Origin of the sequence: Kitasatospora sp. NPDC058170, from assembly GCF_042883905.1 — a bacterium.
GTDB lineage: Bacteria > Actinomycetota > Actinomycetes > Streptomycetales > Streptomycetaceae > Kitasatospora.
In genome coordinates, this window is the sequence record NZ_JBHVUV010000027.1 from 107,779 (window position 1) to 121,758 (window position 13,980).

Here is a 13,980-nt window from a genome sequence, read left to right on the forward strand (position 1 = left end):
CGCCGGCCCGCCGGCCCTCGCGATCAGGCACTCAGGCCCTCAGACCCTCTTAGGCCAGCCCGGCGCGCTCCAGGGCCTCGACGCCGGTGCGCAGCGCCTGCACCCGCTCCTCCAGGCTGAACCCGGCCGGGGCCAGGGTGAGCGTGGTGACGCCCGCATCGGCGTAGGCCTGCATCCGGTCGGCGATCCGGGCGGTGTCGCCGATCAGCGAGGTGGCGTCGATCAGGTCGTGCGGGACGGCGGCCGCGGCGCCCGCGTAGTCCTTGGCGAGGTACTTCTCCTGGATCTCGTCCGCCGCCTGCTCGTAGCCCATCCGCCGGGTGAGCTGGTTGTAGAAGTTCTTGTCCTTGCTGCCCATGCCGCCGATGTAGAGCGCGGCGTAGGAGCGCTGGGCGTCGGCGCCGGCCTTGATGTCCTCGCCGACCGCGATGGTGACGGTCGGGCAGAGGTCGAAGCCCTCCAGGGTCTGCCCGGCCTTGGTGCGGCCGGCCCGCAGCGGGTCGATCGAGAGCGCGGCGTGCTCGGGGGAGAAGAAGATGCCGAGCCAGCCGTCGGCGATCTCGCCGGTCTGCTCCAGGTTCTTCGGGCCGATCGCCGCGATGTACAGCGGAATGTGCTCGCGCACCGGGTGCACGGTGAGCTTGATCGGCTTGCCGGGCCCGCCGGGCAGCGGCAGCGTCCAGTTGGCGCCCTGGTGGACCAGGCGCTCGCGGGACATCGCCTTGCGGATGATCTCCACGTACTCGCGGGTGCGGGCGAGCGGCTTGTCGAACTTCACGCCGTACCAGCCCTCGGAGACCTGCGGGCCGGAGACGCCGAGGCCGAGCCGGAACCGCCCGCCGGAGAGGGTGTCCAGGGTGGCGGCCGTCATCGCGGTCATCGCCGGGGTGCGGGCCGGGATCTGGAAGATCGCCGAACCGACGTCGATCCGCTCGGTCTTGGCGGCGACGTACGACAGCACGGTCGCCGCGTCCGAGCCGTACGCCTCGGCCGCCCAGCAGACCGAGTAGCCCAGTCGGTCGGCCTCCTGGGCCACCGCGATGTTGTCGGCGTCCATGCCGAGTCCCCAGTAGCCGAGGTTGATGCCGAGTCGCATGTGCCCTGCCTTCCAGTCCGGTTGATCGCGAGGGTAACCGCGCGTCCGGCCGTCATGCTACTGGCCGGTAGGGGTGTGCCGGGTCACATTCCGGCGAGCCGGGCGCACGGTGGCCGCCCTGCGGGTCTGCGCACCTGTCCGGACCCCGGCCGCTACGCTCAGCCGACGTGGGGGAGCCTCTTCCCACCTGCGCGTTTGCCGGGTTCACCGGCGTTGCCGACGTCCGGGCGCCACCGGTGTGACGGACGGTACCGGCGTTGTCGACGTTATCGGCCACTGGAGGGCCCGCCCGATGGAAAAGCGTCACCTCGGCCGTACCGGGCTGCAGGTCTCCCGGCTCGGCCTCGGCACCATGACCTGGGGCCGCGACACCGACGAGCACGAGGCGGCCGACCTGCTCAAGGAGTTCGTCGACGCCGGCGGCAACCTGGTCGACACCGCCGACGTCTACGCGGACGGCGGCGCCGAGTACCTGCTCTCCCGGCTCACCGACAACCTGATCCCGCGCTCCGAACTCGTCATCGCCACCAAGGCGGGCAGCGTTCCGGAGTCCGGCCGGCGCTTCGACGGTTCGCGCGGCCACCTGCTCGCCGCCCTGGACGCCTCGCTGCGCCGGCTCGGCACCGACTACGTCGACCTGTGGCAGGTGCACGCCTTCGACCCGACGACGCCCGTCGAGGAGACTCTGAGCGCCCTGGACATCGCCGTCGCCTCCGGGCGCGCCCGCTACGTCGGCGTCTGCGACTACAGCGGCTGGCAGCTCGCCAAGGCCGCCACCTGGCAGCACGCCCACCACGGGCGGGTGCCGCTGGCCGGCGTGCAGCTGGAGTACTCGCTGCTCCAGCGCGGCATCGAGCGCGAGGCGCTGCCCGCCGCGCAGGACGGCGGGATCGGGCTGCTCGCCGCCTCACCGCTCGGGCGGGGCGTGCTCACCGGCAAGTACCGGCACGGCGTCCCGCAGGACTCGCGCGGCGCCTCGCCCTACCTCTCCGGCTTCGTCCAGCCCTACCTCGGGGAGCGCTCGCGGCGGATCGTGGACGCCGTCGCCACCGCCGCCGACGGTCTGGCCAGCAGCCCGCTCGCGGTGGCGCTCGCCTGGGTCCGGGACCGGCCCGGTGTCGCCGCCGCGCTGGTCGGGGCGCGGACCCTGACACAGCTGCAGGCGGCGCTGTCAGTGGAGGCGCTTACGCTTCCGGGTGAGATCCGCGGTGCGCTCGATGACATCTCGTCGCCGGTGCACCGGTACCCGGACCAGGGGTGGAGCGAGCTCTAGGGCTCGGGCCACCCGGTGACGAACGACGTTTGACCGCACCCGCCGCGCGCTCGCGCCCGCGGTACCGGTGCCCGGCTGTGGAGTGACCTTTGGAGCGGACGATGGGCAACACGGAGAACGACGCTCCGGGCGGTACGGCGGACGTCTCGGTGGCGGACGGCTCGGCGGTGGAGGCGGCGGCAGCGGACGGCCCGCCGGAGGACGGCGTGATCGGCACGGGTGCGCCCGAGGGCGACGCCCCGGAGGCCGGTACGCCGCAGGCCGGCGGGTCGGAGGCCGGTGCGCTCGGGGCCGGTACGCCGCAGGGCAGTGCGCCCGGGGGCGGCGTGACCGGCGCGGGTGACAAGGCGGCGGCCATCGCGGCGCTGGCGGAGGCGGTCCGCGCGGTCGGGCAGCAACCGGGCGAGGCCGCGGCTGCGGCCTCCGGGGCCGCCGGGCCCGTCGCCTCCACCGAGGCCGCCCGGCCGGTCCGCGCCGAGACCGACGAGCAGCGGGCGCAGGCCCTGCGCGACACCGCCGAGGTGCTGGCCGCCGGCGGCGCACCGACCGACCTCGCGGCCGCCGCCGTGGCCGAGTTCGGCGACGGCGCCGCCGAACAGCTGCGCGCCGACCCCTGGGCGGTCCTCTCCCTGCCCGGCGTCCACCCCGAGCACGCGGACGGCTTCGCCCGCGGGCTGCTCGGCCCCGCCGCGGGCCCGGGCGACCCTCGCCGGGCCCAGGCGCTGGTGCCGTGGGTGCTGGAGCAGGCCGCGCTGCGCGGGCACTCCGCCATGGAGATCGGCGAGGTGGCGGCCGGGCTCGACCGCCTCGGCCTGCCGGACTCGGCGGCCGCCCTGCAGGCGGCGATGGTCGACGGCCGCGCGATGCCCTTCCAGGAGGAGCTCACCGGCGCCGAGGCGAAGGCCGGGTCCGACGACGAGGACGACGAGCCCCCGACCCGGACCCTGCTCGCACTGGAGCGGCTGGCGCTGGCGGAGGAGAGCCTGGCGGACGGTCTGGTCCGACTGATGTCCACCTTCCTCGCGGGCGAGGACCCGGAGGACGTCGAGGACGACGAAGAGCCCGAGGCCGCCGAAGATGCCGAGAACGCCGAGACTTCCGAGGCCGGTGACGCCGATGGCGGTGACGGCCGGGAGTCCGAGGAGCTCGGCGAGACCGCCGACCCCGTCGTTCCCGGCCCGGCCGCCTGGGAGGCCGCCGCCTCGGCCGCCCCCTCCTCCTCCGCGGCCGCCCTGATCCGGGCGGTCGCCGACAGTGCGCTGGTCACCCACACCGGCGGCGAGGCCGCCCGGGCCGAGCCCGCCGCGCTGCTGCGGGCCGCCGCCGCCCTCGGGCTGCGCACCTGGGCCGCCACCTGGACCGACCAGGGCCGGGACGCCTTCGCCGCGCTGGCCGCCGAGGCCGCCCCCGACGACGCGCCGGCCCTCCGGATCGCCACGCTCACCAGCCTGCTGACCGGGTCCGACGGCCCCGGCCGCTCCCCCGACGGGACGCTGGCCCTCGACCTCCTGGTCGTCCTGGACGCCCCGCTGCTCGACGTCGAGCTGGCCGCGACCCTCCTGGAGTCCCTCGCCGACGGCACCCGCCTGGTCCTCAGCGGCGATCCGGGCCAGCTGTGGTCGGCCGGTCCCGGGCGGTTCTTCGCCGACCTGCTGGCTGCCAAGGTCTGCCCTTCGGTGGCCTCCCGCACCCCGGACTTCGGTCCGATCGGCGAGCTGGTCTCCGGCGTCGGCATCGGCGAGCTCCAGCCGGTCGAGGCACCGGACAAGGAGGTGGTCATCCTGACCGCCAAGGACGCCGGCGAGGCCGTCCACCGCGCCATCCAGCTGCTCACCGACTCCATCCCGCGCGCGCTCGGCATCCCCGCCGAGCAGGTGGTCCTGCTCACCCCCGGCCACGGCGGCGGCGCCGGCACCCGGGCGCTCAACGCCGCGGCGAAGGCCCGGCTCAACCCCGGCCCCGGCCGCTTCGGCGGCTTCGACCCGGGCGACCGGGTGGTCGACTCCCCCGCGCCCGGTGTCACCCGCCCCGCCCGGGTGGTCGACGGCGACGCCACCGGCCTGCACCTGGAGTACGCCGACGGCTCCCGCCGTACCGTCCCGCCCGCCGAGGCCGGACGCCTGCGGCACGGCTGGGCGCTGACCGTCCACCAGGCGGTCGGCCGCCGCTGGCCCGGCACGGTCGTCGTCCTGCCGGAGGACGCGGGCACCGCGCTCACCCGGCAGTGGGTCTACACCGCGTTCGGCCGCGGCGAGCGCCACCTCTCGGTGGTCCACGCGGCCGGTCCGGCCCTGCTCCAGGCCGTCACCGAGCGGCCGGCCCGGCCCCGCACCACCCGCCTGCGCGCCATCCTCGCGGAGAACGCCGTCCAGGCGTACTGACCCCGCACCGCGGCGCCACGCCCACGGGCGGTCCCCCGATTCCGGGGGACCGCCCGTTTCGCATGCCCTGCCCGGGTCCCGGGCGCCCCTGCCATAAACAGCCGTCATGGCACCGGTAGAAACCATGCCTTGGACGAATACCAGCAGTTCAGCGGAGGGTGGAAGCACAGGTGGAAGCACATCCCAGCGAACCGAGGAGTACCGTCCGATGGATCTTCAGCTCACCGACAGAGTGGTCGTCGTCACCGGTGCCTCCGCCGGGATCGGCGAGGCCACCGTGCGCCTGCTGGCCGCCGAAGGGGCCACCGTGGTCGGGGTGGCCCGCAAGCCCGACGGCGTCGAGGAGCTCGGGGCGCGGGTGCGGGCGGTGGCCGCCGACGTCACCGAGCCCGGCGCGGCCGCCCGCATCGTCGAGCAGGTGCTGGCCGAACACGGCCGGCTCGACGCCCTGGTCAACAACGTCGGCGGGCTGGACGCCCGGGCCGGTTTCCTGGAGGTCACCGACGAGCAGTGGCTGGCCACCTTCGACCTCAACTTCCACTCCGCGGTGCGGATGAGCCGGGCCGCGCTGCCCGCCCTGCTGCGCGGCGGCGGCGCCCTGGTGCACGTCGCCAGCGAGGCGGCCCGGCTGCCGGACAGCCCGCTGGTGGACTACGCGGCGGCCAAGACCGCGCTGCTCTCGCTCTCCAAGTCGCTCGCGGTCGAGTTCGGCCCGCGGGGAGTCCGCTCCACCGTGGTCTCGCCCGGCCCGACCCGGACCCGGCTCTGGGACGCGCCCGGCGGGTTCGCCGAGCAGCTCGCCGACTCCTTCGGCCTGCCGGTCGAGGCGGCGATCGACCACTTCGTCCACGAGGTCCGGCGTCTGCCGAGCGCCCGCCTCGGCACGCCCGAGGACGTCGCCCGGGTGATCGCCTACCTGGTCTCGCCGCTCGCCGGCCAGGTGACCGGCGCCGAGTGGGCCGTCGACGGCGGCGCACTGCGCCAGCTCTGACCGCCACGGCCCCGCCGCCCGAGAGGAATGTCCGAAACCATGCCCACACCGGAGCGCCTGCGCATCGCCGCCGCCGGACTCGCCGCCCTGACCGCCGCCGCGGTCGCGCCGGGCACCGCCACCACCGCCGACGCCCGCACCCTCAACGCGATCGACATCCAGCACGTCGGCGCGACACGGATCACCGAGGAATGGCACGTCGAGGACAACGAGACCCTGCCCACCCAACTCGGCGCGCTCGCGGCCCGCTGAGCCGCCCCGCTCCGCTCCGTGAGCCACCTCAGGGCCGCCCGCAGGTGCGCGCCGCAGGTCGGGGCGGTACCGGGGCCGAGTGCCCCGGTACCGCCCCTGGCGGCGCAGCGAACGGTGCGGGAGAAGCGGTGCGGGCGAGCGGTGGACGGTGGAGCCGAACGGTCAGTCGTCCGGGTCCTCGTCGTCGTAGACCTCGCTGACGTCGAACCGGCAGATCAGCAGCTGCGGATCGGCGTGCTCGAAGGGCTCGGGCAGCCACTCCCCCGGCTCGGTCGGCTCGGCGGCCGCGACCCAGAGCGTCGAATCGCCCTCCTCCAGGCCGAACTCCTCGCTGCGGGCGGCGATCTCGTCTGGCTCGTACTCGCCGAACAGCACACCGATCGCGGCGTTGACCTCGGCCGTCCCGGCCCCGCCGGGGGTCAGCGACTCCTCCAGCCGCTCGGCCTGGGCGCGCAGCCGCTTCGGGTCGACCACGTGGTAGTCGCGCCGGATCAGCACACTGATCGCCTCCGGCTGCTCGGGCCCGAGGTAACCGCCCGGACCCTCGTCGCCGGGGACCTCGAACGGGGTCACCTCGTCGTAGGCCTCGTAAAGGAGTTGGTCGTAGGCGATGGCCGCCGTGGCCAGCTGCTCGTAGGCGGTGAACACGGCGGGATCGTCCGCTGCGTTGGGGCTTGACACCGCTTCCAGGTGACGATCGATGGCGGCCTTGACCGCCTCGGCGGCGGCGCGTACCTCGGCAAGGGTTGGCTGCGCGGCATCAGACATGGTGCAGACGCTATCTCCCCTCGGTGCCGGTACGCACAGCGGTTGTCACCTACACCCTCGATTTCACCGCAACTTCCCCCCTGATGTCCGATCCGCGTGGTTCTGTGACCGCGCACGCCCCAGGCGCGGGGTGCGAAAACGGCACGGCCGGGCTGTTCGAGTGCCGCTTCGCAAGCCGCGATCGGGGTATCCCGTCAGCAGCGGAAACGGAGCTGATGCACTGTCAGGAGCACGGTCCGCCGGACCGGCCGGAGCACGACCGAAAATACCCGGGCCGGTTGTCGGAGGCAGGCCGTACGCTTGCGTTCAGGTGTCCCTCAGGAGGAGCGTTTTGACCCCACCGAAGTCTGTCCGGCAGCCGGAGTACGAGTACCAGTCGCTGCGCATGCCGCGCGGGACGACCCGCAACGCGGCGCGCCAACTGCTCACCGAGCACGCCGAGTACGGGCACTGGGAGTTGGACAGACTGCGACTGTTCCCGGACGGCAGCCGGACGGTGCTGCTGCGGCGGCGGATCATCCGGCAGATCAGGAGCTGGTGAGGAGTCCGGCTCTCTGAGGCGTCACGCGAGGCGTCGCGCCAAGGCCCGCCGCCGCGACCGTACGACGGTGCGCACCGGGGTCGTCCGCCGAATCCGGCTACTCGGCCCGGACGTGCCCACGCCCGCGGCCGCCGGAGGGTCCGGACGGCCGCGGGCGCGTGGCGTGGGCCCGCTGTTGCGGGCCGGGGGGTCGATCGACCGGCGGGCGCGGCGTCCGCTCAGCCGCGCCGTCCGCTCAACCCCTCCGTTCGCTCACTCCTCCGCGCGCTCGTCCGCTCAACGGGCGCCGGCGCGGGCGCGGCGGTAGAGGACGCCGCCGCCGAGCAGCAGCGCCAGGCCGGCCGCACCCATCAGCTCGGTGCTGCCGGCGCCGGTCGAGGCCAGCTGGCTGCCCGTGGCGGCCTGGCCGCCCGCAGCGGTGTCGTTCGCCTGGCGGGCGGCGGCCGGCACGGCCTGACCGCCCTGGCCGCCCTGGCCGCTCTGACCGCCGCCCGCCGTCGGCGCGGCCGGTGCGCCCGTGGACGGCGTGGCGACCGTGCCGGCGCCCGTGGGCGCCCCGGGGATGGTGGTGGACGGGTTGCCGGTCCGCGGGTTGCCGGGCGGGGTCTCCCCACCGGTCTGCGGGGGCGTGGACGGCTGGCCCGTCCCGGGCGGCGGCGGGTTGTGGGAGCCGTGGCCCTCCGGGCAGTCGTCGTCCGGCTTGGCGGGCGGGGTGGCCACCGGGCTGCCCTCGTTGCCGCAGCCGTTGCCGAACGCCGGGTTGCCGACGCCGACCACGTCGACCGAGTTGCCGCAGGCGTTGACGGGGATGTGCACCGGCGCCTGGACGCTGTTGCCGGAGGCGACGCCGGGCGAACCGGCCGCCGTTCCGGAGGCCGACGAGCCCGAGGCGGTGTGCGCGGCGTGACCGGAACCGCCGCGCCTGTCGGAGTTGGCGCAGCGGTTGCCGAACGCCGGGTTCAGCGCGCCGATCACGTCCGCGGTGTTGCCGCAGGCGTTGATCGGCACGTCGACCGGCACCTGCACCGAGTTGCCGGAGGCCACGCCGGGCGAACCGACCGCACCCCCCTGCGCCTCCGCGCCCGCGTAGGCGTAGCCGGCGGTCGAGGCCAGCACGCTGCCGGTGGCCACGGCCGTGAGGATCCCCTTCTTGGCTACATTCCTCATATTTTCCCCTGACGTATCGAGACGACGTTAATACCTGCCGAAAGTCGGAATTTCCGAATAACGGGCGAGGTATTCGAGTGCACAGGGGACAACGAGGCGCACCGGAGGAGGTTGAGCCGACCAAACCTGCTTCACCTGATCGAGCGACAGCCCGAACGCACGAGCACCACCGGGCTCACAGCCGCTCCTGGACCCACGCCCCCCCTCCCGGCTCCGGACACACAAGCGCCCCCGGGGCGGCGCGTCCGCCACCCGGGGGCACAGTGAGTCGATCCGATGATCAGCCGATCACGCGATCAACCTGCGCTTAGAAGTTGGCGCAGTGGTTGCCGAACGCCGGGTTCAGCACGCCGATCACGCTGATGGTGTTGCCGCAGACGTTCACGGGGATGTGGACCGGGATCTGGACCTGGTTGCCCGAAACGACGCCCGGGGAGCCGGCGGCCACACCGTTGGCGGCGGCGCCGCCGTGGGCGGACGCGACACCGGCCGCGGCGAGGACCAGGCCACCGGTGGCAGCGGCAACAGCGGCGATCTTCTTGACCTTCATCATTCCTCCTGTATGGACAACGCAACCCGTTCGGCGGGCTGCATAGGAGTGAACGAGGGTGTGGCAAACGGGGTACGGAGGCCTTTGCCCATTCACCCGCAACGGTGATGCGTCGCACACGCGGTCGACCCGAAATCAAGGGAAGAATCGTTTCTCTTGATCTCCTTCGGGCTGCCCCAAATCATTAGCTCGGACAATGCTGACGGCTGCCCCGCGGCCCCGCGCGTACGGCCCGCCCCCGGCAACCCCGGGGAACGGGCCGTACGGGCAGTGCAGACAGTGCGGGCCGCACGGGCAGTGCGCCCGCCGCTGCGCCGGCCGCCCGCCGGCGCTTCGCTCCGCCGCTCAGCAGGCGTCGATGAACCGGTCCAGGACCCGCACGCCGAACTTCAGCCCGTCCACCGGCACCCGCTCGTCCACGCCGTGGAACATCCCGGCGAAGTCCAGCTCCGGCGGCAGCTGCAGCGGCGCGAAGCCGAAGCAGCGGATGCCGAGGTCCTGGAACGACTTGGCGTCCGTGCCGCCCGAGAGGCAGTACGGCACCGCGCGCGCGATCGGGTCCTCCGCCCGCAGCGCGGTCTGCATCGCCTCCACCAGCGCTCCGTCGAAGCTGGTCTCGATCGCCTTGTCCGAGTGCAGGCTCTCCCGCTTCACGCGCGGGCCGAGCACGCTGTCCAGCTCGGCCAGGAACTCCTCCTCGTAGCCGGGCAGGAAGCGCCCGTCCACGTGCGCGGTCGCCTGTCCGGGGATCACGTTCACCTTGTAGCCGGCGCCGAGCATGGTCGGCTGGGCGGTGTTGCGCAGCGTGGTGCCGATCATCTTGGCGATGCCGCCGAGCACCCGCAGCGTCTCGTCCATGTTCTCCGGGTCGAGCTCGACGCCGAGCGCGTCGGACAGCTCGTCCAGGAAGGCCCGGACGGTCTTGGTGATCCGCAGCGGGAACTTGTGCCGCCCCAGCCGTGCCACCGCCTCGCACAGTTCGGTGATGGCGTTGTCGTCGTTCTCCATCGACCCGTGCCCGGCCCGGCCCTCGACCGTGAGCCGCATCCAGTGCATGCCCTTCTCGGCCGTCTCGACCAGGTACAGCCGGACCTGGTCGTTCACGGTGAAGGAGAAGCCGCCGACCTCGCCGATGCCCTCGGTGACGCCCTCGAAGAGGTCCGGGTGCTTGTCCACCAGGAACCGCGCGCCGTAGGTGCCGCCCGCCTCCTCGTCCGCGACGAAGGCCAGCACCAGGTCCCGCGGGGGCTTGCGCCCGGTGCGCAGCCGGTCGCGGACCACCGCCAGGGTCATCGCGTCCATGTCCTTCATGTCGACCGCGCCGCGCCCCCAGACGCAGCCGTCCGCGATCTCGCCGGCGAACGGGTCGTACGTCCAGTCCGCGGCGTTGGCCGGCACCACGTCGGTGTGGCCGTGGATCAGCAGGCCCGGACGGGAGCGGTCCTCGCCCTCGATCCGGACCACGGTCGACGCGCGGCCCTTGGCCGACTCGAAGATCTGCGGCTCCAGACCGAACTCGGCGAGCTGCTCCGCCACGTACTCGGCGGCCTTCCGCTCCCCCGGGCCGGAGCCGTCGCCGTAGTTGCTGGTGTCGATGCGGATCAGATCCCGGCAGATCTCCGCGACCTCCGACTCAGCCGTCACCTTCGGCTCGCTCCGCTGCTCGCTCACGGGTCACTCCTCGTCTCTGGCCCGCACGGACGCACCAGCGCGCCATCCCCGGGACCTGCACCCAGGTCGTACGAGCACGTCCGCCCATCCTCCCCCAGCCCCCCACCCGGATCCACCCCCACGAAACACGGCGACACGCCCCCGCAACCCCCACTCCACCCCACCGACCCGTTTTGGGAGCACAAGCCGATCTTTGCTACAGTTACATCTGTCAGCGCGGCCGACGAGGCCGCGGAGACAACACCCGGTCCGGGTGGCGGAATGGCAGACGCGCTAGCTTGAGGTGCTAGTGCCCTTTATCGGGCGTGGGGGTTCAAGTCCCCCCTCGGACACCAGCTGAAAGACCCCTGTTGATCAGGGGTCTTTTGCTTTTCCCGGCCGCAGTGCGGCCGACTCGCGTGCGGCCGACTCGCGCAACGCGGGCCCCCGACGCCGCGCAGCCGCCCAGGGCCAGGAGCGGGTCCCGGCCGCCGCTCAGGGCGACCGGAACAGCTCGGCCAGGTGGTGGGTGAGGATCTCCAGCGCGGCGGCGCCGGTGCGCTGGCCGCCGAGCACGCTCGATCCGAGGCCGTTGACCATGGCCAGCAGTCCGGCGGCGGTCATCTCGGGGTTCCGGGCGGGGTCGATCTCCCGGGCCTGCTGGGCGGCGCGGATCTGCTTGGCGAGGAAGCCCTCGAGAAGGTCGGGCTGGGCCGTTCCGTGCTTCGCCAGCACCTCGGGATCGCTGAGCACCAGCGTGTAGTACGCGGCGTACGTCCTGGTGATCCGGCGGCTCTCCGGATCCGTCGGCAGGATGCACGACAGGACCGCGGTCACGATGCCGCGCGGTGTGGGCGGGGAGCCCGCCGCGCCGATCCACTGCTCCATGCGCGCCTGGAGCTGGGCCCCGAGCCTGGCCAGCGCGTCCAGCAGCAGCCCTTCCTTCGTCGTGAAGTAGTACTGCACCAGCCGCAGGGAGACGCCGGCCTCGGTGGCGACCGCCCGCATGCTGGCCGACTGCAGACCCTCGGTGTCGGCGATGCGCAACAGCGCCTCGGCGATCTGCCGCCTGCGTTCCTCGTGATCGACCCGCACGGTCATGACGCGACCTCCCTGGTACACCCGTATCATGCCGTGATACACATGTATCATGCGAATCAGCCGGTTCAAGAACACCCAGGCCAGCGAACGATTCCGGACCGCCTACGAGCGGGCCCTGGCGGATCTGTGGCCCGGGCCGCGGACGGCGCTGGACCTCCCCACCACGTTCGGGACCACCCGCGTCTACCGCACCGGTCCGCAGGACGGCGAGCCGATCGTGCTGCTCCCCGGCTCGGGCGGAAACGCGCTGATGTGGCACCGCTACATCGACGTGCTGGCCGAGCACCGTCCGGTCATCGCCGTCGACACGATCGGCGAGCCGGGCGCCAGCGTGCAGACCGCCCCGATCGGCGACGGACGGGACGGCGCCGCCTGGCTGGACGAAGTCCTGGCCGCACTGGAGGTGACGGCCGCCCACCTCGTCGGCTGCTCCTACGGCGGCTGGCTGGCCCTCAACCACCAGATCCACCACCCCGGACGGAACGCCTCCCTCACCCTGCTGGACCCCGCGGGATTCGCCGGCCTCGGCCCCCGCTTCTACGCCTGGCTGATCGCCGGCGGACTCGCCGCAGCGGCGCCGCGCCCGCTCCGCCCCGGGCTGGCCCGCCTGGTCGGCAACAGCACCATCCTGGAGACCGAACTGATGAGCCTGATGCGGGCGTCGATGGGATTCCGCCGGGCCCTTCCGGTGCCACCGGTCCTCTCCGACGACGAGCTGCACCGGCTGCACGTCCCCGCGCTGTTCCTGCTCGGCGCGCGCAGCGCCCTGCACGACTCGCGCCAGGTCGCCGACCGCCTCGGCAGGCTCGTGCCCTCCGCCCGGGTGGAGGTCGTCCCCGGCGCCGGCCACGCACTGCCGACCGACCTACCGGACCTGGTCGCCGACCGCATCCTCCGCACCGCCGGACGGTAGCCCCTGCCGGGCCCGGCCTTCCGCCCGCCGGCACCCGGCCGACGGGCGCACCGCCCACGCCGTGGAGCTGCATGCCTCTCGAAGGCGCTCTACGGTCCATGCGTACTCGCCTGCCGCCGCCCGCCGCCGCCCTCCGGCGCCGGGTCTCGGCGCGGGCCGGCCTTCAGGCCAGGTCGCCGAGGAGCAGGTGCAGGGCGGACTCCTCGTGCAGGGCCGTGCCGAGGGCGGTCATCGCGGGGGCGAGGGCCCCGTCCCAGGTGGCGGCCACAGGTGTTCCCGACAGGGGAAGGGGTGGGCTTCCCTGGGAGCGGGCGTGGGCGGCGAGCTGTTCGTAGTCGTCGGCTGCCATCCGCCAGGGGCGGGCGCCGTAGCGCTGGACGAGGCGGTTGGCCAGGCTGAGGCCCGGCCAGTCGAAGTCTCCGTGGTAGGCGAGTTCGCAGCCCGCGGCGGCGAGCGCGTCGAGGAGTTCGAGGACGACGGTGGCCGCGCTGCCGGAGGTGCAGACCAGGGACGCCGTGCAGGCCGCGTCGGCGGCGGCCTCGACGACTTGCGGGTTCTCGCAGATGTGGACGCGGGTGCCCGGTTCGGGTGCCGGGTCGAGGGCCCGGAGGTCGCGCAGGGTGAGATGGGATTCGCTGTGGTGGTCGGCCCGTTCGCGCATCGCCCGCTCGCGCCAGCCCCCGCCGGCCGGGCGCAGGCCGTACGTGAGGACGGTGCTCGACACCTCGTCGGGCGAGACGGCCGCGAGGCGCCAGAGGGCGCGGTGGCCTGCGGCATCACCGGGCGGGGGCTCGTCATGGGCAAGGGCGATGCCGCGGAGGACGAGGCGGGCGAGCAGCGTGCCGTCGTCGAGTCCGTGGGCGGTGCCGGTGACCAGGGAGGCGAGTTCACCTCGGCCTCGTGGGCGGCCCGCGGTGTCCCCGTCGGCCAGGAGCAGGCTGAGGACGTGGACGGCCTGCCGGAGAAGGTCCTTGGCGGCCTCCGGTCCGAGCCGTGCCGGGGCGCCGCTGCGGCGGAGGTCGGCCAGCCAGCGGTCCGCCCACGCATGCCCGGCGAGGGCCGAGGAGGCCAGCGCCGTCGCCGCCGAATCCCAGAGGTCGGTACGCCGGGCCCCGCGGCTGGCGGGACTGCTGCTCCATGCGGGTGAGAGTAGCCTCCGACACCGACGATTCGGGCCCGATCAATGGAATCCGGGCGGCGCCCAGATCTGTCCCTCAGGCCCGGTCGGCCGTCTCAAGGCCTCGCCCCGCGATCCGCCTCGTCCAGGTCCTGTGTGGTTGGCAGGTGCGTTCAGTCC

Annotated in this window: 12 protein-coding genes, 1 tRNA gene and 1 pseudogene; 7 read left to right on the forward strand and 7 right to left on the reverse strand. The window is 73.7% G+C overall.

Translation table 11 applies throughout. The annotated features are described in order from the left end of the window. Positions 1 to 49: 49 nt before the first annotated feature. Entirely contained in the window at positions 50 to 1,096 is a 1,047-nt protein-coding gene (locus ACFVVX_RS28245) for an LLM class F420-dependent oxidoreductase (RefSeq protein WP_387949535.1), read from the reverse strand. 292 nt (positions 1,097 to 1,388) lie between these two features. Between ACFVVX_RS28245 and ACFVVX_RS28250 the strand changes: the two genes are divergently transcribed. The 4 genes from ACFVVX_RS28250 (at position 1,389) to ACFVVX_RS28265 (ending at position 5,993) form a co-directional block, all read left to right on the forward strand. Continuing rightward, positions 1,389 to 2,369: an aldo/keto reductase gene (locus ACFVVX_RS28250; RefSeq protein WP_387949537.1), complete on the forward strand. Its 981-nt coding sequence runs from the start codon at positions 1,389 to 1,391 to the stop codon at positions 2,367 to 2,369. Between the two features lie 101 nt (positions 2,370 to 2,470). After that, entirely contained in the window at positions 2,471 to 4,750 is a 2,280-nt protein-coding gene (locus tag ACFVVX_RS28255; RefSeq protein WP_387949539.1) for a helix-hairpin-helix domain-containing protein, read from the forward strand. Positions 4,751 to 4,958: 208 nt separating this feature from the next. Then, positions 4,959 to 5,741, forward strand: a complete 783-nt coding sequence (locus tag ACFVVX_RS28260; protein ID WP_387949541.1) for an SDR family NAD(P)-dependent oxidoreductase — start codon at positions 4,959 to 4,961, stop codon at positions 5,739 to 5,741. Positions 5,742 to 5,780: 39 nt separating this feature from the next. Next, complete coding sequence (locus ACFVVX_RS28265) at positions 5,781 to 5,993, forward strand: hypothetical protein (protein ID WP_387949543.1); 213 nt, start codon at positions 5,781 to 5,783, stop codon at positions 5,991 to 5,993. A gap of 162 nt (positions 5,994 to 6,155) precedes the next feature. On the opposite strand, the gene ACFVVX_RS28270 is transcribed toward ACFVVX_RS28265, so the two are convergent. Further along, complete coding sequence (locus tag ACFVVX_RS28270) at positions 6,156 to 6,761, reverse strand: hypothetical protein (RefSeq protein WP_387949545.1); 606 nt, start codon at positions 6,759 to 6,761, stop codon at positions 6,156 to 6,158. 331 nt (positions 6,762 to 7,092) lie between these two features. Between ACFVVX_RS28270 and ACFVVX_RS28275 the strand changes: the two genes are divergently transcribed. Next, on the forward strand, positions 7,093 to 7,302 hold the full coding sequence (locus ACFVVX_RS28275; protein ID WP_387949547.1) for a DUF5703 family protein: 210 nt from the start codon (positions 7,093 to 7,095) through the stop codon (positions 7,300 to 7,302). Between the two features lie 276 nt (positions 7,303 to 7,578). Here ACFVVX_RS28275 and ACFVVX_RS28280 read toward each other — a convergent pair whose 3' ends face one another. The 3 genes from ACFVVX_RS28280 to ACFVVX_RS28290 all read right to left on the reverse strand — a co-directional run bounded on the left by ACFVVX_RS28280 (position 7,579) and on the right by ACFVVX_RS28290 (position 10,690). Then, positions 7,579 to 8,469 carry a chaplin family protein gene (locus ACFVVX_RS28280; protein ID WP_387949548.1) on the reverse strand — a complete coding sequence of 297 codons (891 nt, stop codon included), beginning with the start codon at positions 8,467 to 8,469 and terminating at the stop codon, positions 7,579 to 7,581. A gap of 307 nt (positions 8,470 to 8,776) precedes the next feature. Next, a complete protein-coding gene (locus ACFVVX_RS28285) occupies positions 8,777 to 9,019 on the reverse strand; it encodes a chaplin (protein WP_387949580.1) in 243 nt (80 codons plus the stop codon). A 345-nt stretch (positions 9,020 to 9,364) separates the two neighbouring features. Further along, on the reverse strand, positions 9,365 to 10,690 hold the full coding sequence (locus tag ACFVVX_RS28290) for a M20/M25/M40 family metallo-hydrolase (RefSeq protein WP_387949549.1): 1,326 nt from the start codon (positions 10,688 to 10,690) through the stop codon (positions 9,365 to 9,367). 247 nt (positions 10,691 to 10,937) lie between these two features. On the opposite strand from ACFVVX_RS28290, the gene ACFVVX_RS28295 reads away from it, so the two are divergent. Next, a tRNA-Leu gene (locus tag ACFVVX_RS28295) sits at positions 10,938 to 11,025 on the forward strand. Between the two features lie 139 nt (positions 11,026 to 11,164). Here ACFVVX_RS28295 and ACFVVX_RS28300 read toward each other — a convergent pair. Further along, positions 11,165 to 11,764 carry a TetR/AcrR family transcriptional regulator gene (locus ACFVVX_RS28300; protein WP_387949582.1) on the reverse strand — a complete coding sequence of 200 codons (600 nt, stop codon included), beginning with the start codon at positions 11,762 to 11,764 and terminating at the stop codon, positions 11,165 to 11,167. Positions 11,765 to 11,819: 55 nt separating this feature from the next. Here ACFVVX_RS28300 and ACFVVX_RS28305 point away from each other — a divergent pair, with 55 nt between their 5' ends. Next, entirely contained in the window at positions 11,820 to 12,683 is an 864-nt protein-coding gene (locus ACFVVX_RS28305; protein WP_387949551.1) for an alpha/beta fold hydrolase, read from the forward strand. 163 nt (positions 12,684 to 12,846) lie between these two features. Here ACFVVX_RS28305 and ACFVVX_RS28310 read toward each other — a convergent pair. Beyond that, positions 12,847 to 13,782: pseudogene (locus ACFVVX_RS28310) on the reverse strand (TIGR02679 family protein); the annotation flags it as partial. Between the last annotated feature and the right edge of the window lie 198 nt (positions 13,783 to 13,980).